The organism is Paenibacillus amylolyticus, from assembly GCF_050990605.1.
GTDB classification, from domain to species: Bacteria; Bacillota; Bacilli; order Paenibacillales; family Paenibacillaceae; genus Paenibacillus; species Paenibacillus amylolyticus_H.
In genome coordinates this window covers 4,179,015-4,200,122 of the sequence record NZ_CP158832.1, presented here as the reverse complement: position 1 = coordinate 4,200,122, position 21,108 = coordinate 4,179,015, and the positions used below count along the sequence as shown (strand labels likewise).

Annotated in this window: 15 protein-coding genes and 1 pseudogene; 15 read left to right on the top strand and 1 reads right to left on the bottom strand. The window is 45.2% G+C overall.

The window, feature by feature from the left end:
* The first annotated feature begins 630 nt into the window (after positions 1–630).
* The 6 genes from ABTV53_RS18665 to ABTV53_RS18640 all read left to right on the top strand — a co-directional run bounded on the left by ABTV53_RS18665 (position 631) and on the right by ABTV53_RS18640 (position 8,771).
* Positions 631–2,856, top strand: a complete 2,226-nt coding sequence (locus tag ABTV53_RS18665) for a hypothetical protein (protein ID WP_433745164.1) — start codon at positions 631–633, stop codon at positions 2,854–2,856.
* Between the two features lie 26 nt (positions 2,857–2,882).
* Positions 2,883–4,091 carry a HEAT repeat domain-containing protein gene (locus tag ABTV53_RS18660; RefSeq protein ID WP_433745161.1) on the top strand — a complete coding sequence of 403 codons (1,209 nt, stop codon included), beginning with the start codon at positions 2,883–2,885 and terminating at the stop codon, positions 4,089–4,091.
* 22 nt (positions 4,092–4,113) lie between these two features.
* Positions 4,114–5,514, top strand: coding sequence for a glycosyltransferase family 2 protein (locus tag ABTV53_RS18655; protein WP_433745158.1), 1,401 nt, complete (start codon positions 4,114–4,116; stop codon positions 5,512–5,514).
* Positions 5,515–5,583: 69 nt separating this feature from the next.
* Entirely contained in the window at positions 5,584–6,387 is an 804-nt protein-coding gene (locus tag ABTV53_RS18650; protein WP_433745155.1) for a response regulator transcription factor, read from the top strand.
* An 81-nt stretch (positions 6,388–6,468) separates the two neighbouring features.
* Complete coding sequence (locus ABTV53_RS18645) at positions 6,469–7,836, top strand: nucleotide sugar dehydrogenase (protein WP_150364294.1); 1,368 nt, start codon at positions 6,469–6,471, stop codon at positions 7,834–7,836.
* Between the two features lie 8 nt (positions 7,837–7,844).
* A complete protein-coding gene (locus tag ABTV53_RS18640; RefSeq protein ID WP_433745152.1) occupies positions 7,845–8,771 on the top strand; it encodes a hypothetical protein in 927 nt (308 codons plus the stop codon).
* A gap of 327 nt (positions 8,772–9,098) precedes the next feature.
* On the opposite strand, the gene ABTV53_RS18635 is transcribed toward ABTV53_RS18640, so the two are convergent.
* On the bottom strand, positions 9,099–9,713 hold the full coding sequence (locus ABTV53_RS18635) for a hypothetical protein (protein WP_433745149.1): 615 nt from the start codon (positions 9,711–9,713) through the stop codon (positions 9,099–9,101).
* Positions 9,714–9,965: 252 nt separating this feature from the next.
* Here ABTV53_RS18635 and ABTV53_RS18630 point away from each other — a divergent pair, with 252 nt between their 5' ends.
* The 9 genes and pseudogenes from ABTV53_RS18630 to ABTV53_RS18590 all read left to right on the top strand — a co-directional run bounded on the left by ABTV53_RS18630 (position 9,966) and on the right by ABTV53_RS18590 (position 21,105).
* A complete protein-coding gene (locus ABTV53_RS18630; RefSeq protein WP_433745146.1) occupies positions 9,966–11,183 on the top strand; it encodes an MFS transporter in 1,218 nt (405 codons plus the stop codon).
* A 281-nt stretch (positions 11,184–11,464) separates the two neighbouring features.
* Complete coding sequence (locus ABTV53_RS18625; protein ID WP_433745144.1) at positions 11,465–12,535, top strand: cell wall hydrolase; 1,071 nt, start codon at positions 11,465–11,467, stop codon at positions 12,533–12,535.
* Between the two features lie 320 nt (positions 12,536–12,855).
* Complete coding sequence (locus tag ABTV53_RS18620; RefSeq protein WP_433745142.1) at positions 12,856–13,530, top strand: hypothetical protein; 675 nt, start codon at positions 12,856–12,858, stop codon at positions 13,528–13,530.
* Positions 13,531–13,598: 68 nt separating this feature from the next.
* The gene (locus tag ABTV53_RS18615; protein WP_433745140.1) at positions 13,599–13,988 is read left to right on the top strand and encodes a hypothetical protein; all 390 of its coding nucleotides are present in this window, start codon (positions 13,599–13,601) and stop codon (positions 13,986–13,988) included.
* A 63-nt stretch (positions 13,989–14,051) separates the two neighbouring features.
* Positions 14,052–14,336 carry a hypothetical protein gene (locus ABTV53_RS18610; protein WP_433745138.1) on the top strand — a complete coding sequence of 95 codons (285 nt, stop codon included), beginning with the start codon at positions 14,052–14,054 and terminating at the stop codon, positions 14,334–14,336.
* 117 nt (positions 14,337–14,453) lie between these two features.
* Positions 14,454–15,206, top strand: a pseudogene (gene yaaA, locus ABTV53_RS18605) (peroxide stress protein YaaA).
* Between the two features lie 396 nt (positions 15,207–15,602).
* A complete protein-coding gene (locus tag ABTV53_RS18600; protein WP_433745135.1) occupies positions 15,603–16,481 on the top strand; it encodes an SPFH domain-containing protein in 879 nt (292 codons plus the stop codon).
* A gap of 214 nt (positions 16,482–16,695) precedes the next feature.
* Positions 16,696–17,448, top strand: coding sequence for a peroxide stress protein YaaA (yaaA, locus tag ABTV53_RS18595; RefSeq protein WP_433745132.1), 753 nt, complete (start codon positions 16,696–16,698; stop codon positions 17,446–17,448).
* Between the two features lie 360 nt (positions 17,449–17,808).
* Positions 17,809–21,105 carry a hypothetical protein gene (locus ABTV53_RS18590; protein WP_433745129.1) on the top strand — a complete coding sequence of 1,099 codons (3,297 nt, stop codon included), beginning with the start codon at positions 17,809–17,811 and terminating at the stop codon, positions 21,103–21,105.
* Positions 21,106–21,108 lie beyond the last annotated feature (3 nt).

Below are 21,108 nucleotides of genomic sequence, written 5' to 3'. Positions count from 1 at the left end.
ACATTTAATGTGAGAGATCCATGACCTCTGGGTGATGACCGGGCGTTCATTTAGGTTTTTGTAAAAGGGTTATAAATGGGCACAGTCCTATAGAGGGGGACTGATGTCCTTTTTTGGTTTTCTGCATTTTTCAGAAAACCTTGATGTGACGCGGAATATCGCTGATGCGTTATCGGACTATAGTATCAATTTTGTAATCTTTATGGTTAATACTGTAAAAAGGTCCGCAACTTTAAAATATAACTCGCGTTTAATGGGGTATGTGTTCAATCGGCAAACGTTGCCTGTACCCGCGTTGCACATAACAATAAAGGTTCCAGAAGTGCAAGATCAGCAGGGTATCTAATCCATGCAATTCCAGCAGATATTAGTGTTTGGGAATCAGACGTATCCTGGAGGCTTTCGGATGCTAGTTGATGGCGCTTTTTACGAATTATGGGCAGAATGTTCCATTTCATGTTTGCTTCCATCAGCCTAGTTACAAATGCAGAGTCTTAGCGCTATAGTGAGAACTACACCGCTGACATCTCTACCAAGCGGACATCCGAAGCGGAATGATTCGTAAACTTCATGTTGGACCATTCGATGTTGAAGCAGGATGCATATTAGAGAGGTGAGCAATCTAACGACATGAGCAGACAAAGACGAAGACGCTGGCTATTAACGGTGTTGACAGGAGCTGTGGTGGTGACCGGTGGGATATTTGCCGGATGGCACTATATGCAACCCAAGCTCGTTACGTACACAGCGGAGAACGGCACGGAGATGAAATTCAAGACCGATGGAGACCGGTTCATGGAATACGGGCCAGATGGAACGTGGAGGGAGATGTTCGTCAAAGGTGTGAACCTGGGCGCAACTTCACCGGGGCATTACCCGGGAGAATTCCCGCTCACCAAAGAGGATTACTTGCGGTGGTTCCAGCAGATCGAGGATCTGGGAGCCAATGTAATCCGGGTATACACGGTTCACGAACCGATTTTTTACTCCGCATTGGTCGAATATAATCGCGGCCGGGAGCAACCGTTATATTTTATACAGGGCATATGGTCACCTGAAGAAGAGCTGATTGAGAAACAGGATGCCTACGCGGCCCATATTGAGCAGACGTTCAAGCAGGAGATTGAAAAGGCCGTATCTGCTGTCTATGGCGATGCGGACATTCCTGCCAAGCAGGGAGAGTCCAGCGGCAAATACAAAACGAATGCAGGAAAATATCTGATGGCCTGGCATGTGGGGACGGAATGGGACCCGGCGATGGTAGACAACACAAACGCAAAACATGCGGACGTGCCGCAGTACAAGGGAGTTCATTTCTCGGCGAGTCCAGAAGCGTCACCGTTCGAGAACTGGCTCGCAGAGCTGTTGGATCATACGGCGGTCCTGGAGAAGAAGTATGGATGGGAACATCCGATGACCTTCACCAACTGGGTAACGACCGATGTGCTGGATCATCCCGGCGAGCCGCTGTATGAAGAGGATCTCGTCAGTGTGGATGCCCGACATATTCAGCCGGAGGCGTGGCAGGGAGGTTATTTTGCAGCCTACCATGTGTACCCTTATTACCCGGATCTGTTCCATATCGATAAAACGCTCCAAACGATCAAGGATGAGAACGGGGAGTACAACACGTACAAAAGTTATCTGCGCAAGTTAAAAGCCAAGTTTTCCGATATGCCTGTAATGATTACAGAGTATGGCGTACCCTCTTCTCTTGGTATTTCCCATCTGGGTATGGGAGGACGGAATCAGGGTGGACATAACGAAGTAGAGCAGGGAGATATTGACGCGTCACTGACGCAGGATATCTATGATGAAGGATACTCGGGAGCCATTGTATTCATGTGGCAGGATGAATGGTTCAAAAAAACATGGAACACCATGCCACTGGAAATCCCGGCTGATCGCCGTGCATATTGGCTGAACGTGCTGACAAACGAGAAGATGTTTGGTCTGCTTGCCATGGACCCGGGTAAACAGGAACAGTTGACCATCGACGGATCACTGGATGATTGGCAGGACCTGAAGGATGAAGAAGTCACCACCTGGCAGGGCCAAGTGGATGGCATTCAGGAAATGAAGATGACCCATGATGAAGCCTATCTGTATATTGGGCTGACCTTGGATCAACCTTTTGACCCGGATCAGACGGTGCTGCGAATTGGCACAGATACACTTGCTGGAGGCAGTCAGCCTGATACGTTACTCCCGGGCCGGACGCTCAGTGATGGTCTTGAGACAGTGATTACACTGGGACAGGATGAGGAATCTCAGGTGGAGATCGCCAAGGACTATGACTTTAACCAGCGACTGTATGGCAAGAAAGGATACGACATGCTGCCAGATCAGCAGTCCAATTCCTCAGATCCGTTCCACCCATGGAATCTGGCCGTCAGCCTGAGGATGACACCGCCGGATACCCGATCTGCTCATCCATTCATGAATGAAAAGGTCGGAACATTAAAACGGGGGACGACGGCTCCCGGCCAGTCCGATACGGATTCATTGACGGCATGGCAGTATAACGGCAATCAGGTGGAGATGCGAATTCCCTGGATGCTGCTTGGGTTCGGTGATCCAAGTTCACTGCATGCGATCAACTATGGACCGCTCAAGAATGGACGTGAGTTTTCCACAGTTGCTGTGGAAGGTGTTACCCTCATTCCATGGTTAACGGACCGTGCCACGAAGAACGTATCCTGGCCTGGGGGTGAACAGACGACACTGGACCTGAAGACGTTGCCGATATATAGCTGGCAGCCTTGGGAGCAGGTACAGTATAGTGAGCGGCTCAAGCTAAGCTACGAAAAAATGAAGAAGAGCTATGAAAAAATTCCTAGTTTTCAGATCGAATAAATGAGTATAAAGGAGGACCTTTTCACATGTTTCCAAGTTTGGCTTTGGCCTATCTGTTTTTGTACATCTGTATCGCACTTGTTGTTGTAGGCGTCATTGTATTGTTTGCCATGAAAATGTCCCACAATGGCAAACGACGCAAGACGGCGTTTTATGAATTGAAGCAGCGTGACTACTTCACCTATCTACAAACAGCCTTGACGGAGAATAGTCCGCTCAAATTACCACCAGGCAAACTGGCTCCGCTGGAACGCAGAGTCATTCAGGACAGACTGATTGAATGGATTGACCAGTTCAAGGGTGAATATCGCGACAAATTAATTGCACTATGCCGTGAAGCAGGATTCGTAGAGCATGATCTGAAGGAATTGGGCCGTTTGCGTTATGGTCGCCAGATTGATGCAGCTTATCGCTTGGGTGGCATGCGTTGTCCCGAAGCCGTTCCAGGTTTGATGGAATTGCTGAAGGATGAGAAACCGGGCCCGATGGCCATTATGATTGGTCGTTCCATCTCCAGATGTACGACTCGGCAAGGTGAACTGAAAGACATGCTCGCGTTGCTGTTAACCAAAGGCAAGTCCATTCATCATCTGGCAGCAGATATTCTGCTTGAAACAAGTCTGGATACGAGCAGAATTCTAATTGAATTGCTGGAAGACCGGAATCCTGATTTTGTCAAAGTCGGACTGGTTGCCATGTGGGGACAGGCTGTACCCGAAGTGATGCCTGCACTCGACAGACTGGTAGGCGCCGAACATCAGGATGTACGTGCCGAGGCGGTGAAGCTGTATCTTAGCGCAAGTCCGGCACTCCGGGATGAGACCATTCTGAAGCTGATCCAGGACCCCGATCCGGAAGTTCGCGCCGAAGTGGTACAAGCGCTTGGTTCGAAGCATGCATCTGGAAGCATTCCATTGCTGCGTAAAGCGCTGCGGGATGAGGACTGGAGAGTTCGCTATAACAGTGCGGAGAGTCTGAGCAAGCTCGGCGAACCGGGATTCGAAGCACTTTGTCAGGCTGCGGTGCAAGGTACAGGTGCTGAACGCGAGATTGCGATGCAGCAGATTGAGAGTACCATGCAGCACACGAGAACCGATGACAGAGCTGTAGAGCAGATGATTGCACATAACAAAAAAAGACTGCTGTACGATCGCTATTTTGGCCCTGTCCGAGAGAACAGAACCAGCAAGAAACGCACAGGTGTCGCTACGGTAGGAGGGGATTACACTGCTTAGGGATCTACTATTAATCTACGGCATGGTCGCAATCTACTATGTTGTTTTTGTAAATACGCTCTATTTTTCCATTCTGGCCTTATCGTTCCGTAACATCTGGACGATCTTCCGGCGGTCGCATTATTCCAAATACAATACATTGTCAGGATCGGAACTGGTGCCTTCCGTTTCTCTGCTGGTTCCGGCGTACAACGAGGAACTGACGATTATTGAAAATGTGAACTGCCTGATGACGCTGAATTATCCAACGTATGAAGTCATTGTTGTAAATGATGGGTCCAGTGATGCCACGCTGAAGATCCTGTTGGAGGAATATCGTCTGAAGCCAGTACCCAATACGAAGATTCGAGGTAAGATCGCCTGTCAGAAAATTCGCGGGATCTACCATAATCCGGAGTTCCCGGATCTGTATGTCATTGACAAGGAAAATGGCGGGAAGGCCGATTCCCTCAATGCAGGAATCAACCTGTCCCATTATCCATTGATCTCTTCCATCGATGCCGATTCGTTGCTGGAGAAGGATGCCCTGATCCGCATGGCACGCATGTATATGGAGAATCCGGAAGAGACAGTAGCCATCGGTGGCGATGTAAGGATTGCCAATGGCTGCAAAATTGAAAACGGGGCAGTGCAGGATGTGTCGCTGCCACGCAAGATTTGGCCCATGTTCCAGTCGATTGAATATCTCAAAGCCTTCCTGGGCGGACGGATTGGCTGGAGTCACATGAACGGTCTGATCATTGTCTCCGGTGCCTTCGGTATGTTCCGCAAGGACGCTGTTATCGCCGTAGGTGGATATCGGGATGGTTATCCCGGGGAAGACATGAACATCATCATCAAGCTTCACCGTTATATGCTGGAAAACAAATTGAAGTACCGCGTTGCCTTCTGCCCTGAGGCGGTGTGCTGGACACAGGCACCGGATTCCTACCGGATCCTGTCCAGTCAGCGCAAGCGCTGGGGCCGCGGGAATCTGAAGAACATGCTGGAGAATCGAGGCATGCTGTTCAATCCCAAATACAAAGTGATGGGTATGGTAACGATGCCGTATAACGTCATTTTTGAAGCACTGAACCCGTATTTCCGAATTACCGGACTGCTGGCTCTCGCTGGATACGTCCTTCTGGATATGACCCAGTGGCCGATCCTGCTCCTGTTCGGACTGTTGAACTTCGTGAGTGGTTATCTGCTGAGTGTAGGCGCACTTGTCCTGGAGGAGATTGCGTTCAAACGTTACAACAAACTCTCCGACCTGGTCAAAATGCTGGTTTACTCTGCGCTCAAATTCGTGGGGTACCATCAGCTGGGCGTACTGTGGAGATTGCAGGGACATATACAGTTCATGCAAAACAACAACTCATGGGGAACCATGACACGTCAAAGCTGGTCCGAGGATGAGAAGAAACCAAGCGAAGCCGCTTGAGTACAGAGATCGTGGTAATACAAAAACAGCAACTTGTATAGATAATCGAGGAGAAGGGTGGAAAAGAACATGCCAAATACGGCGACATTGCAGCGTGAGGCTGCCGTTAATGTGTACCGAAGTGTAGAACAGGGATTAAAGGAAACGGGTGCCGAAACATGCGGCTTAATGTTCATCCATTGTGCAGGACACGCTCAACCTGAGCAGCAGGTCAGGACACATCTGGAACAGACGAGCGAGTCTGCCTTCCAGGTGTGGAAGGATGGGGCCACACAGGCGATTGCCGTCCTGCTGCCAGGGTTGTCACTGGATGAGGTTCATTATAAAGGACTTCGGATCAAGCATGAGCTGCAAGAGACCGTCCCTGGTGCCGATCCACAGATTACACTAGCCAGTTTCGCAGAGGGAGAGCGCCCTTCGAAAGCAACCATTCAGCATATGGCTGAATCCTCGAAGCTCGTGGATTCGTCGGAGATTCATATCTACACGCTGGACAATACGGCGGACGAGCCGGAACGCATTTTGATTGTGGACAACGATCCGACGGTACGCGAATTCCTGCAGTTGCGACTGAAGATGCAGGGATACGAAACCTATGAAGCTGTCGATGGACTGGCTGCACTGGAGTTGATCGAGAAGGTCACACCAGACTTGGTGCTCACGGAGCTGAATCTGTATGGCATCGACGGTCTGCCGTTCATCCATCATATTCAGAAGCTGGAGATGGAGCAGCCACCCAAAATTGTCGTGTTGACCGAGCAACGTGTGGAGCAGACGATCAGTCAATGCTTCCGCAGCGGAGTGGATGATTACATGACCAAACCGTTCTCGCCTGTAGAGCTGGATGCCCGAATCAGACGCTGCCTGCATTAGAAGATTAAAAAAAAGCAATAGACAACCATCTATTTACACGGATTTGAAGCACCATCAAATACACTACCCGGAGGGAATATCATGGAGAATCAACAATTCCACACATTACTGAATGCGATTGAAAATAAAGAAGCTGTACTCGGCGTTGTCGGGCTCGGTTACGTAGGACTTCCACTTGCTGTGGAAATGGTCAATCAGGGTTTCACGGTAATCGGAATTGATCTGGATGCGTCCAAAGTAGAAAGTATCTATCAAGGAGATTCCTATATTCACGATATTTCGTCTGATGAGTTGAAAAAAGTCATGCAAAGCGGTCGTTTCCAGCCAACGACAGATTACAGCATGCTGCGTGTGATCGACGCACTCAGTATCTGCGTACCAACACCGCTTAGTGAGAATCAGGACCCGGATACGTCTTATATCGAGACCGTTGTGGATCAGATCAAACTGCATATGAAACCAGGCATGCTAATTACGCTGGAGAGCACCACTTATCCGGGTACCACCGAAGAACTGATCCAGCAGCAGCTGGACAAGATCGGACAAGAAGCAGGTAAAGACTATTTCCTTTGCTTCTCGCCTGAACGTGTGGACCCGTCGAACGGACGTTTCACCACATTTAATACACCGAAAGTAATCGGGGGCACGACTGAAGCTTGCTTGAAACTCGGAACAGCACTGTATAGCAAATACGTAGAAACCGTAGTACCGGTATCTTCACCAAAAGTGGCGGAGATGTCCAAATTGCTGGAGAACACATTCCGTAGCGTGAACATTGCCTTTGTGAATGAAATGGCGATGATGTGCGACCGCATGGGCATCGATATCTGGGAAGTTATTGATGCTGCGGCGACGAAACCATTTGGTTTCATGCCATTCTATCCAGGCCCAGGTATCGGTGGACACTGCATTCCGCTTGATCCGATGTACCTGTCATGGAAGGCCAAAGGCTTCCGTTTCTATAGCAAATTCATTGAGCTGGCGCAATCCACCAATGACAACATGCCATATTATGTATTGAACAAAACATCAACAATTCTGAACGAATACGCCAAATCCGTACGTAAATCCAATATTCTGCTCCTCGGTATGTCGTACAAACCGAATATTGCCGACCTGCGTGAATCACCAGGACTGGAAGTGTATGAACTGTTCAAGGAAAGTGGAGCTAACGTAAGCTACTACGACCCACATGCGGATTCCTTCAAGGACAAACATGGCGAGACCGTACACAGCGAAGTGTTCAATCTGGAGCAATTCAAGAAGTACGATTGCATCGTGCTGATCACCAACCACAGCGATTTGCCTTACTTTGATATTGCCGAGATGGGTGTACCGATTCTGGATACACGTAATGCATTCCGTTCGTATACTCATCCGCATATCTACAAGATTGGTCACTCGGTACAGCATCCTGTGCTTGAACCAAGTGAAGCGTTGCTCGTCTGAGGAAATATATGAGGCAACGGGGCAAACTGGTGGGGATGGCGAAATGGGCCATTCTGGCTGTGGTGTTGTGCCTGCTGCTTCTGTCCTGGATGTTTAAGTGGTTCTCCACCGAGGAACACAAAGCGACCTGGCTGTGGGACGCGTCCATTATTGCGGAGCAGACGCCGGAGATTATTGCTTTTTCCAAAGAACAGGGCGTAGATACCATCTTCCTGCAAATTCAGGATGAGGTGCCTGATGCAACATACCGTAAATTCATTGCGGCTGCAGGACAGGCTGAGATTGAAGTGCATGGACTTAATGGTCATGCCGACTGGGCTTATGATGAGAAGCGGGATGAAGGTCTTGCTTTTATCGAGCGAGTACGAGCATACAATGCAGCATCGGCCAAGAATGAACGCTTCCAAGGCATTCAACTGGATGTAGAGCCGTATCAGCTGAAGCGCTGGGAGAACGAGGAGAGCAGCGTCATTGCAGAGTGGCAGAACAACATGAAGGCCTGGACGAAAGCCGGCGAGGATGCCGGACTGTACATGAGCGCTGCGATTCCGTTCTGGCTTGATGCCCGTCAGTCGGCTGAAGGTGAGGGTACATTCAGTCGCTGGGTCATCTCCCACTTCGATGCGGTCGCCATTATGGCGTACCGGGACAGTGGGCAGCAGATGTATGATTTGTCCAAGGAAGAACTGGACGAAGCGGATGATCTCGGCAAAAAAGTCTGGATCGGAGCGGAACTCGCGGATACACACGAGGGGGATCACCTGACCTTTTTCCGTAAACCGGTTAGTAATATGAATGAAGAGATGGCAAAAGTGTTTGATCTGGGTTCCTCTCATTCCTCTTTTGCAGGTGTGGCTGTGCATCATTATGAAGCATGGTATGCCAAGGAGAATGGTATTCCGCTTGCGCGCAAGGATGAGAAGAAGGAAAGGTAATAAGCAAGGATATAAATATCGTACAGGAAGATATAGCTACCGAATCAAAGGTGTGTTTCAAAGGTTAGGGTATCATCCCTTTTGAGTCAGAATCGCAGGCATTAGTCCTTTGCTGTCTGTATCTCAGGAGGGATTTTTACATAGGACAAGAGAATTAGAGTGTTAAAGATTGTCATTAGTCATATGAGCCTGAGCTTGCTCAAAGGATATTACCTGTTATTTTAATGGCGGTACATTCATGGTAGCAGTTATTCCAGTTGTTTAACATCATTTCAGCGTCAAAAAAAGAGGCATTTTCATTTCATCTGCCTCTTTTTTGATCTTTAGTTACTTCGGTTGTGAGTACTCTTTATCAAGATCCGATGAATTGGGAGCCAAATGATTACTATAGTTCCATCCAGAAGGTTGGAATAATACATCTACATCTTTTCCCCATTCTCCATAATACTTCATTAAACCCAAATCAGTTTCTTTCAATTCGCCAACATGGTCTGCACTTACCCACTTCCCTTTATGAAATAATAGGCCATGTTGTCCTTCGGATCTTGTACCTTTAGCCCTGTAGTATATTTTTAGTTCCCAATCTCCTTTTTTGTCCATATAACCTGGGTTGTGGTAATCGATTTCTTTCTGAATTGTTATTGTATCGACCGAAACATCATTCACAAAAATTTCTAGTTCCTTATGGGAGTCGTCCGGAATCTCCGCTTCTAAAAACCATGTTTCTCCCAGTACCTGTATGCAGGGATCATCTGGTTTTAAATCTGGCTTTCTGGATTCTTTAATAAAAATTTGAGCAGTCCCTGGATCTTTGACATATATAATATTCCCACCTGGGTATTGATCAACTATTTTAGCTTCATCGCACGGGTCAGGAAGTTGACCTAAGATTACCGCATGAATAACCCCATTTTTCGCGAAAGCATTTGCAACTGTATACACAAGTATTCCTCCTTTGTTGTTCTCTATAATAAACTTAACTAAGATGGGAGTTTCTATTCAAAATAGGACTCCTGTTCAATACAGAAAATGGATGGTGATTTGGTTAGACCGTCTTACAGCGGGTTCACTCAAGGGGTAAGGTATCGCAGAACTCGGAAGGAAAAGCTTATTTTGCATTGATTTCTGGAGCATTCTGCATAATAATGATCTAGTGTCAGAATGACTACATAGAGATCAAGGGAGCTATAAGTGATGAGCAAACTGGAAGTGTTGCGGAATCCCAAGCAGCGCAAGCTGCTGTTCAGTGCCGGCATGAGCTGGCTGTTTGATGCAATGGAAGTTGGTATGATCTCCTTTATCGTGGCTGCACTCGCCAAGGAATGGAGTCTCAGTCCCGGACAAGTCGGGGTGCTTACAAGTATTAACTCGATCGGTATGGCACTTGGTGCTTTGCTTGCAGGTGCACTTGCGGACCGTTTTGGACGGAAAGCCATTCTGATGTGGACCTTGCTAATCTTTACGATTGCAAGCGGTCTGTCTGCATTGGCGACCGGATTTGCCGTATTGTGTGCACTGCGTCTGGTTGCAGGTATTGGACTGGGCGGAGAGTTGCCCGTGGCATCCACACTGGTATCGGAGTCGATGCCTACTGCGGAACGGGGACGTGCCGTTGTATTATTGGAAAGTTTCTGGGCTGGGGGCTGGATCGTATCGGCGCTCATTGCCAACTTTGTCATCCCGGAGTACGGATGGAGAATTGCCTTTGCCATCGGTGCACTTCCGGCGTTCTATGCACTGTATCTGCGTCGTGCCATTCAGGACCCGCCGCGCTACAAGAATCATACGAAGCTTCATAAAATCACGTTCCGCGAGAAAGTCGCTACCGTCTGGTCAGCACCACATCGCCGTACAACGTTGATGCTCTGGATTTTGTGGTTTACCGTCATTTTCTCTTATTATGGCATGTTCCTGTGGCTGCCTTCGGTTGTAATGGCAAAAGGGTATACGTTGGTTAAAAGCTTCCAGTACGTGCTGATCATGACGATCGCACAGCTGCCAGGTTACTTCACCGCGGCGTACTTCATTGAACGTTACGGTCGCAAGTTTGTACTAGTGGTGTATCTTACGTTGACTGCGTGCAGTGCGATTGCATTCGGACTGGCTACAACGGAAGCGACGATCCTGGCCGCAGGAATCTGTCTTTCCTTCTTCAATCTGGGAGCCTGGGGTGGTCTGTACGCCTACAGCCCGGAATTGTATCCGACTTCCGTTCGTTCGACAGGTGTGGGTCTTGCCACATCGGTTGGCCGCATCGGTGGCGTACTTGCCCCATTAATGGTCGGTATGCTGGTTCAACGTGAAGTGGCGATCAGCCTGATTTTCACGATTTTCTTCGTGACCATCCTCATTGGCGCAGCAGCTGTACTGTTCTGGGGACGGGAAACGAAGGGTCAAGAGCTGGCTGAGTAATTGTCAATATATACTACGCAACTTTTGTACGGGTCTGCCTGCCTACGGAAATAACGGGTTGGATAAGCGATATAAGGTTGATACAAGAAGAGGTATGAACATGGTGTGACCATGGGCTCATGCCTCTTTTTGCTATGTTCAGCATCGATTTTTTACTGCGTCATCGGTCCGATAGACTTCATTTTTTCTATATCCTATAATGACACTCGGGATGTAGGACCGCGAGGATTCAGGGGGAAGAAGTGGGATCTGGATTCAGAAAAGTGGAGGGTAACGAAAAGATGCAGATCAAGCGTGAAATGGATCAGATGCATGAATTCAATGAAAACAATACGATGGGTGAAGCGACTCGTGCGAACAGCATAAATGGAAGCCGCAACAACGTGATTGACATGGTGCGAGTACATGGGGATAACAACATACATGTAACTTACAGTGATAATAACAGTAAACAACTGAGTGAGATGAACGGAATGTATGATGTGTATGTTGTGGATAAAAGTAAACCTACGAAAGAGATGGAGGTCACTAATATTATGAATAACATGACGATTACGAAAAATATGGAGTACACGGGCAGTGAGGATGTACGGATTAGAGCCGGTAGCACAAATGAGGGGTCTGATATGCAGTTGGGTGCTGACTTTATAGAGCCTATTACCGTTAGCCGAAAAGTAACCCATCGGAAAGGGAGAAAGGCAGGCAAGAGAGCAGGACGAGTGGGTATGCTTCTCGGTACTTGTGCAATGGCTGTCGGGTTGACGGTAGCAGCGCCTTCTGCGGGAGCACAGAAGCTGGAACAGGGCGTTCGCAGTGAACATGTGCTGCAATTGCAGGAGCAATTAAGTGATCTGGGGTATTTTGACGCTGGAATGACCGGTTATTACGGTTCGATTACCAAAAGCGCTGTCCGCGAGTTCCAGCAGGCGCAAGGACTGAGTGCCGATGGTGTTGCAGGTCCGGCAACATTGAACAGGTTGAACAAAAAGGCCAAAGCCGAAGGCGAGACCTTGCGCCAGTTGGCGAAGCTGATCCATGGTGAAGCGCGCGGAGAATCTTTTGAAGGGCAAGTCGCTGTTGGTGCGGTTGTTCTAAACCGGGTGCATTCAAATGAATTCCCGTCGTCTATTTCGAAGGTTATTTTCCAGAAAGGGCAATTCACGGCTATAGACGATGGGCAGTTTAATACCAAGCCAACCCAGACCTCATACAGGGCTGCTCGCAAGGCATTAAATGGCGCTGATCCGACGAATGGAGCGCTGTATTATTACAATCCGAAGATTGCTACTTCGGTGTGGAGTAAGAGCAGGCCGACGTTGCTGACCATTGGGCAGCATGATTTTACGAGATGAGATAAGTAGAGATAGGTAGTGTAATATTTGGAATGATAATGATGAACCTCGGCTGTACACTGCTGAATGCAGACGGGCTACCGGGGTTTGTTTTATGTTTTGTTTATACAGTGAAGATTGTAGGGATTACTTATTGAATGATAGGTTCAGTTCCCAAGCGATAAAGAAGAAGTTTCTGTTCCTTAATAACCAGGGTCGGATATGAGTTGATGCATAGAACCGTATTAGTGAAATATATATAAAATGGATTTGAGGAACAGATCGAATAGGCTGGATCGAATGTGTTAGAATATAGGAATTATGGAAGTTGGAGGAGTGCAGTGGGAATACATAATGAGTTAAGTCAAATTAGAGTCGAAAACCAATCAACTACTAAACAAAAAGTTTTTTCAATTGTATGTGCGATAACGATCGGAGTAATTTTAGGTTTAGCGGCAAAGCTTGTGGATGCTCAGGGAGTTCACCCCGTATTTGACGCGATTGGTGGGCGTCTAGGTATTTGGATTTTTGTTGCCACACTTATATCTGTTTTTAGCTATTCTCCTAAATTAGCAGCAGTTAAGATATGCTCCTTTTTTGTTTCACTGCTAACTGTGTATTATCTATACACCGTGTTTGCTCTACATTTCGTTCCAATGAGAGAAATTGTTTTTTGGGGGATATGTGCAGTAGTATCTCCGGTGTGTGCTTATGTGATGTGGTATGCACGTGGGAATGGATGGGTATCTAGTTTAGTTTTGTCCACTCCAATCACAGTGCTACTTTCCGAAGGGTATCAATTACGAGACGCTTACTTGCCAGAGCATACTCATTATTATTTGATCCCAATACTTATGGGAATATATCTGATCATGGTCATTGTTTTACTATTAATAGTTCCTACGAGCAGACTTAAATTTTTGATTATACTACCAATATCCATAGTGTTGTCTTTCATCATGATATACTTTAATGTTCTACGGCGGTTATTCGGTGGATTGAACGGAGTGTTATAGATCGCCATAACAGGATTAACATTTGAAAAGATGAGAGCTACTGCAAAAAAAGTGTGACCATAATATTCTTGAAATTCATAATAAAGGGGGATTTATATAAAAAAAGAGTATCGTTTTTTTTGCTTTTTCTTCTTCTATTGACAGCATCCGCTTGTTCAAACAAAGTCACTTCATATACAGGAGAGAGTGAGAATTGGCGTGTCTCATGTACAGTTCAAAGTAATAGCTCTGTAGCAATTTATGAATATGAAATTAGGTACTTAGGAGATAATCCTTCATTAATTGAAAAAGTTAAAACCAAATTTATGAGCGAAAATATTCATTCTACAGGAGAAGTTCCTTTTAATACTGTGATCAGAGGAAAAGCTGAAGGGATGTCCCCATTTTTGGATGAGAATGAATTTATAGTTCAGATTGATTGGGAAGGAAACTCGGAAAAGATAGTGGTTAATAAATAATGGTGTTACTAGGCAGAGATATTAGTGATAATACAAATTACAGGCTAAGTGAGGTGAGTAAAAATGAAGTTGCTAAAGACCTCATTAGTTATCGTTGCACTAGTGGTCATCGCTTCTTTCTCATGGTATGGCTCGTATAAGAGTGACATGAAGCAGCTGGAGGATGACTTGAGAACATATTTAACCGCCGAAAAAGGAATAGATGGGAATACGATTATAAGCATCACCGCTCGTCGAAGCAAAATGCCGATGTATCCTGTTGTCGTCAAATTCAAGGACAATCCGCAGGAATATATCTACTATAGAGCAGATGAATGGATTCAGCTGACGCCTGATCCGAATGAATAACTCAATCATACTTACTAAGATAATAGAGGATAATATGCTTCACCATTGGATTTACCCATCCAATCCTGTACAATGAATAACGACAAAACAAAGGTAGATTAAGGATGGATTAGCACGATGAGAATTATCATATCACCAGCTAAAAAGATGAAGATCGATACCGATCTTATGGCTATCGCGCAGATGCCGCATTTTATAAACGAGTCAGAACAGCTATTGAGTCTGCTTCAAGAGTTATCCTATGACGAGCTCAAAACGTTGTGGAAGTGTAACGATGCAATCGCCGAACAGAACGTGGAGCGGATTCAGAATATGAATATAAAAGCAAATCTGACACCAGCAATATATGCCTATTAGGGCATTCAGTATCAATATATGGCTCCGGGTGTTTTTCAAAATGAGGAACTGGCGTATCTTCAGCAGCATTTACGCATATTATCCGGTTTTTATGGCCTGTTGCGGCCTTTGGATGGGGTTACCCCTTATCGGTTGGAGATGCAGGGCAAGCTGCAAGGTCTAGGTTTTAAATCGCTCTATCAATTCTGGGGTAGCAAGTTGGCGGATCAGCTTCAATCTGAAAGCAGTTGTATTCTAAATTTGGCTTCCAAAGAGTATAGCAAGAACATCACACCTTTCCTGAAGGAGGAAACCCGGATGATCACTTGTGTGTTCGGACAAATGGTCGATGGGAAGCTTGTTGAAAAGGCAACGCGGGCCAAGATGGCCAGAGGTGAGATGGTACGATATATGGTAGAACGGAAGATCACAGATGTGGAAGATATCAGAAGTTTTGATCGGTTAGGTTTTGTTTACTCAGTAGAGAAGTCGGATGAGAGCACGTATGTATTTATATATTCAGAGGGAAAGTAGCCTGTTGTAAAATGGTTTAAAATTTTGGTTCGTATAGGTTAAACATTCGTGAAATGCCATCAACCATTTGATGGCTCTTTTTTTTGTAAGACTAAGGCAGCCTTATTCGGAATATGTTGGTATCTACAGAGGTCTACAGGAAGCAACGCTGAATATCATTGAAACCTAATATGAATTTACAAAGTATATATAAAGAAGGATATAATTAGTTGCTATTTATAAATTTGTACTCGGTTACATCCATAGAGGGGAGGACGAATATGCCATTTATTGGGGGAATCATTCTAATCATTATCCTAGCTTTTATTCTATGGGCATTAATGATCCCGCTATTCAATAAAATAGGTAGTAGAATTCTGAAGAAATACAATAAATTCAAACAAGAGGAGAATGGTGATGAAAAATTCAAAGACGTTTAGGGTAGGAGCAATCACGGTGGCATTGGTTATTATTGTGGGAGCGCTACTGGTGACCTTCTTTGTCACACGAATTCCTAACGGATATGTTGGGGTTGTCTATTCACCCAATGGAGGGGTAAAAGATAGTACACTGAGTCAAGGGTGGAAACTGGTTGGAGCGTTTGATAAAGTAACGAAATATCCGATCCGAATTCAAACGGTGGAATACAGAGACATTCAGATTGCAACTTCTGACGGGAAAAACATCACCATCGATTTTGCTTACAACTACCAGGTAGAACCAAGTAAAGTATCTTCTATATTCAATACATTTGGGCCAATTAGCATTCAAGAAATAGAGGATACATATCTCAAAACACGTTTCCGGGACGCAGCTCGTAAAGGAATTTCCAAGTTTACAGTCATTGATGTGTATGGTGAAAAGTCATCTGAAGCTGGCGTCGATGTTCAACAACGTTTCTCTGATGACGTTAAAGAGTTAGGTTTTATTGTATCCAACGTTACTGTAGGTGTTCCTCAACCTGATGCCAAGACTCAGGAAGCCATCGATAAACGTGTCGAAGCTTCTCAAGAACTGGAACGTAAAACGACTGAACTCGAGATCGCCAAGAAAGAAGCAGAGCGCAAGCGAGTGGAAGCACAAGGTAATGCAGACAAACTATTGATTGAAGCAGAAGGTCAAGCTAAAGCCAACAAAGAGCTTCAACAATCCTTATCGAGTCAACTCGTTGAATATGAAACCATCAAGAAATGGGATGGAGCCCTTCCATATGTAAGTGGGTCCAACACGCCAATGATTCAATTGCCGACTACCAAAACAGAGCAAAATAGCGGTGCGGGGAGCGTAACTCCCTAATTAGCGCTTGAAAAGTACTTAATACTTTCTCATGCAATTGAAATTATTGATTCTAATGAACAAGCCGGTCCAATTGTGGGCTGACTTGTTCATTTTTGAGTCTTTTTAAAGATACCGCAGGAGAAACTGTGAGCTTCACCATTGGATTCACTTAGCCAATCCTGTACAATGGATAACGACAATAACAACGGTAGATTAAGGATGGATCAGCACGATGAGAATTATCATATCACCCGCTAAAAAGATGAAGATTGATACCGATCTTATGGCTATCGCGGAGATGCCGCAATTTATAAATGAGTCAGAACAGCTATTGAGTTTGCTTCAAAAGTTATCCTATGACGAGCTTAAAGCGATGTGGAAGTGTAACGATGCAATCGCCGAACAGAACGTGGAGCGGATTCGAAATATGAATATAAAGAATAATCTGACCCCAGCCATATATGCCTACGAGGGCATTCAGTATCAATATATGGCTCCGGGTGTTTTTCAAGATGAGGAACTGGCGTATCTTCAGCAGCATTTACGTATTTTATCCGGCTTTTATGGCATGTTAAGGCCTTTGGATGGGGTTACCCCTTATCGGTTGGAGATGCAGGGCAAGCTGCAAGGTCCAGGTTTTAAGTCACTCTATCAATTCTGGGGCAGCAAGCTTGCAGATCAGCTTCAAGCGGACAGCAACTGTATTCTGAATCTGGCTTCCAAAGAGTATAGCAAAAATATTTTGCCGTTTCTGAATGAGGAGACCCGGTTCATTACATGTGTATTTGGACAAATGGTCAATGGGAAGCTTGTTGAAAAGGCAACCTGGGCTAAAATGGCCAGAGGTGAGATGGTACGTTATATGGCAGAGCGTAAGATTACAGATGTGAACGACGTAAGGAACTTTGATCGTTTGAATTTCGCTTTTTCAGAAGAACGATCCGACGAGAGTACGTTTGTTTTCATACAAGCAGAGGGAAAGTAGCCAGGTGTCCGCTGATCATGTACTAGAATGATACCTATTTGATTCACTTAAAGTCGCCAACTGGCGGCTTTTTTATTTTTCATATAATAACTCTAAGTCCTAATCTAGTTAGGAAAGATTAACTCAATTGAAAAAGCATTTGAACTGCATCGAACCTTTATTCTGTTTCGTGTTAGGACAATTACAGGTTATATTTTAAATTGTTATCTGAAATATAAAAGGAAAAAAGTCCCTTAATTTAGGGACTAATTTACTATATCCTAAAATAAGGAAAATGACGATAATAATTTATTAGGCTCCATTTATACATCTGCTGAGGGAGTAAATGGAGAAAAAACATAAAGGAGGAATATAAATTCCATGAGTTTAAGAAAAGGTTTCATTGTTTTTCTGATGGCTTTGTTGTTGATTGGAACCATGTATCCGACTAGCGGTTATGCGCTTTCGGATCAATCGGACGCCATAATAACAACTGATAGTAGCGCGGAGAATGTTGATGTTTCTATGGAGGAATCAGCTTTAACAGACAACGAATATCTGGAAGATATTGATCCAGATTTCTATGAAGAACCGGAAGGTGTAGACGAATTTATCGAAGAACCAGTAGATGAACCGACGGTTACTGATGATACATACGGGGAGAACTCTTTCTCTGCTCAAGCAATGGCCATGGCAGATGGGACTTTGACCATGAGTCCTGGAGATTCCTATACGTTCACGAATAATGGAAGTGCAACAAGATCGTTGAGCACCAATGCGGCGACCTCAAGAAGCAGTGCATACGATTACGTTATTTATAGACCAGATGGCAGCATCATGGGCGAAAACATGGACTCTACTAGTAGTTTATCGGTAGGTTCAGGTTATACAGCTGTGATCACCTCGACGGGTCAGAATCCTTTTACAGTGACAATTCGTTCAGAATTTTCTTACAGTGTATCAGCTAACCCTGCCATGCTTAGGGTTACGTTATCCAAAGGAGAGAGCTATCGATATTTTAATGAAGGGACACAGTCAAGAGTTCTAAGTGCCGATACTTCCACAGCTCAGGACAGGAAGATAGACTACGCTTCTTACAAAGAAGATGGTAGTCTTGTAGCTTCTAATTTTGAAACGACGGGCAAACCTTCACTTGCAGGAGGGAACGAAATCATTATTACTGGAGCGGGCTCACAGCCTGTTAGTGTTGGATTTCCCTATGAAGTCTATACCGGTGAATGGAGCGATGAGCCAGCCTATACGCGTACAACTCTGTATCAGGGCGATAGCTATCAATTCACTAATATCAGTTCCAAATCCGATGCACTCCAAACGGATGGAACGACCAAAGATAAGCATGATTACGTTGTTTATCTTCCGGATGGAACGGAAAGTTCAACAGGTACGAATACGACCACTAAGCCTACGGTAGCAGCAGGAAGAACCGCCGTTGTAACCTTGGTTACAGCAACGCCTGTAACATATGGTGTGCCCTATCGGACATTTGATGTCCAAAAAGCCGGTGGTGATGCGATTACTCGAATCACTGTATATCCTGGAGAATCTATGATTTTCAGTAACAATGGTTCGTTGGCTAATCCGATAAAAAACAATGCAAGTAGTACCAATGGAGCCGTTTTTGACTATGTTCTTTATACAGCAGAAAACGTCGTTCATTCGGATGGATTCAACAAAAATACTAATCCGATCATTCGCTCACAAGGTTACGCAGTCGTGACCGTAGTTGGGCAAGTCCCAATTGAGTTTAGTTATACGGATGATTTCTCGGTTGAAGAAAGCATGGAACCTGCATACCATCGCGTAACACTCAAACAGGGAGAAAGCGTGACGTTTTGGAATAACAGTACCGATCGGGAATATCTCGACAGTGATGCGTCCACCAGTCAAGGGCGAATATTTGATTACGTCACCTATTATCCGGATGGCACAGAACGGAGTACAAGAAAAGCAACAGCGGTTGAACCAGTTGTTTACTATGGAAATAAAGCAGTAATCACAGGCGTATCTGCAGAGCCTGTAACCATAGGTGCGATTTACACCATTTTTGATGTGGAGGATCGACCAAATGAAGCACTAACTAAGATTACGGTATCACCGGGTCAATCGGTAAAATTCCATAATGGAGGCTCACTCAGTAACCCAATACGGAGTAATGCCAAAAAATTAGGTGCACTGTTTGATATTGTGGTGTATAAGGCAGACGGCAGAGCACATAGTGACAAATTCAATAGCAATGTAAGTCTCGCTACCATTCCTTCTGGTGGTGAAGCCGTCGTTACCGTAGGGGGAAGTACACCTGTAACATTTGAATACACGGATGATTTCTCAGTAGTGGATAGCCAGGAACCAGCTTATCTGCGCGTAACGTTGAACAAAGGCGAGAGCTATGCCTTTACCAACATAAGCTCAGATTCGAAAAGGGTCCGAAATGATGCTTCCAGCAGTGAGGGGCGGGTGTATGATTACACGATTTACAACGTTGATGGAACAGTATCAAGCAGTAGAACAGCAACAGCGACCGAGGCATATGTCCTAGGTGGTAAAAAAGTTGTTGTTACCAACATCTCGGATCAACCCATAACGTATGGTGGGATTTACCGTGTTTTCCGTGGTCAAGATGATCAAGTCCCTTCACCAGAAACAGATATCACTGTCAATCAAGGGCAGAGTGCAGTATTTACAAATCCGGATTCAAAACCTGCTCAAATTGAACGAATCGCAGGAGTAGCATCCGTTGTGGATTATACAGTTTACGATAAATCTAATAAAGCATTGTATTTCGTGGAAGGTATGAGTCATGCAACATGGGATATTCCAGCAGGTGCAACGCTTGTTGTTACCGTAGTATCTACAGAACCTGTAACGATTCAATATCAATCTCCTGTGACAGCCAGCTCCAGTCAGGAGCCTGCACTTATCAAGCGGAATTTGACGCCAAATAACACGCTCTTGTTCTCAAATACTTCACCTTATGAAGCTATACTCGTTGGTTCTCCTTCAGAAGGAGGAACCTATGATTACGTTATTCGAAATCAGAATCAAGCTGTTGTTAAGGAAGGAAAAAACGCTACAGGAGGACAATTTGTACCTGGAAAGTCTGACATTCAGGTGCATAACGTGTCATCCCAAACACTGAAATTTGTAGGTGCTTATCGGCACTTTACGGTCAAGGAAGTGGAAGTGGAGTTTCTGACTTTGTATGAAAACACAGAGACGGCGCTTCCGACAGTTCAGCAAGGGAATGTGTACTACCGTTTCAGTCCGTATAGCTCTGACAAGTATCGGATTGCCATAAAGGAATCAGGTGATTTTTCCATTGAACCTCGGATCGAATTGTATTCAGATAAGGAATTGAGCATTCCGGTAGCTGCTTCAATAGAGCAAGAGCAGGTATATGGTGAGCAATATACGGTTCTTGAATGGGAGCTTGAAGGTGGACAGAATTATTATCTCAAGCTAAGTGAAAAAGAAGGAAAACCGATTCAGGGAGCCATAAAAGCAGCATGGATGAACATTCGTAATGACAATAGTTATGAGTACGGCTATGGCAATCAATTGCTTAAAGTCGTTCTATTTACAGGAGATCAAATTGTGTTTGAGTATGATCGCAACGGTAATTTAACGAAACGAACGAAAAAGATTTTCCCATTTAATTAATGA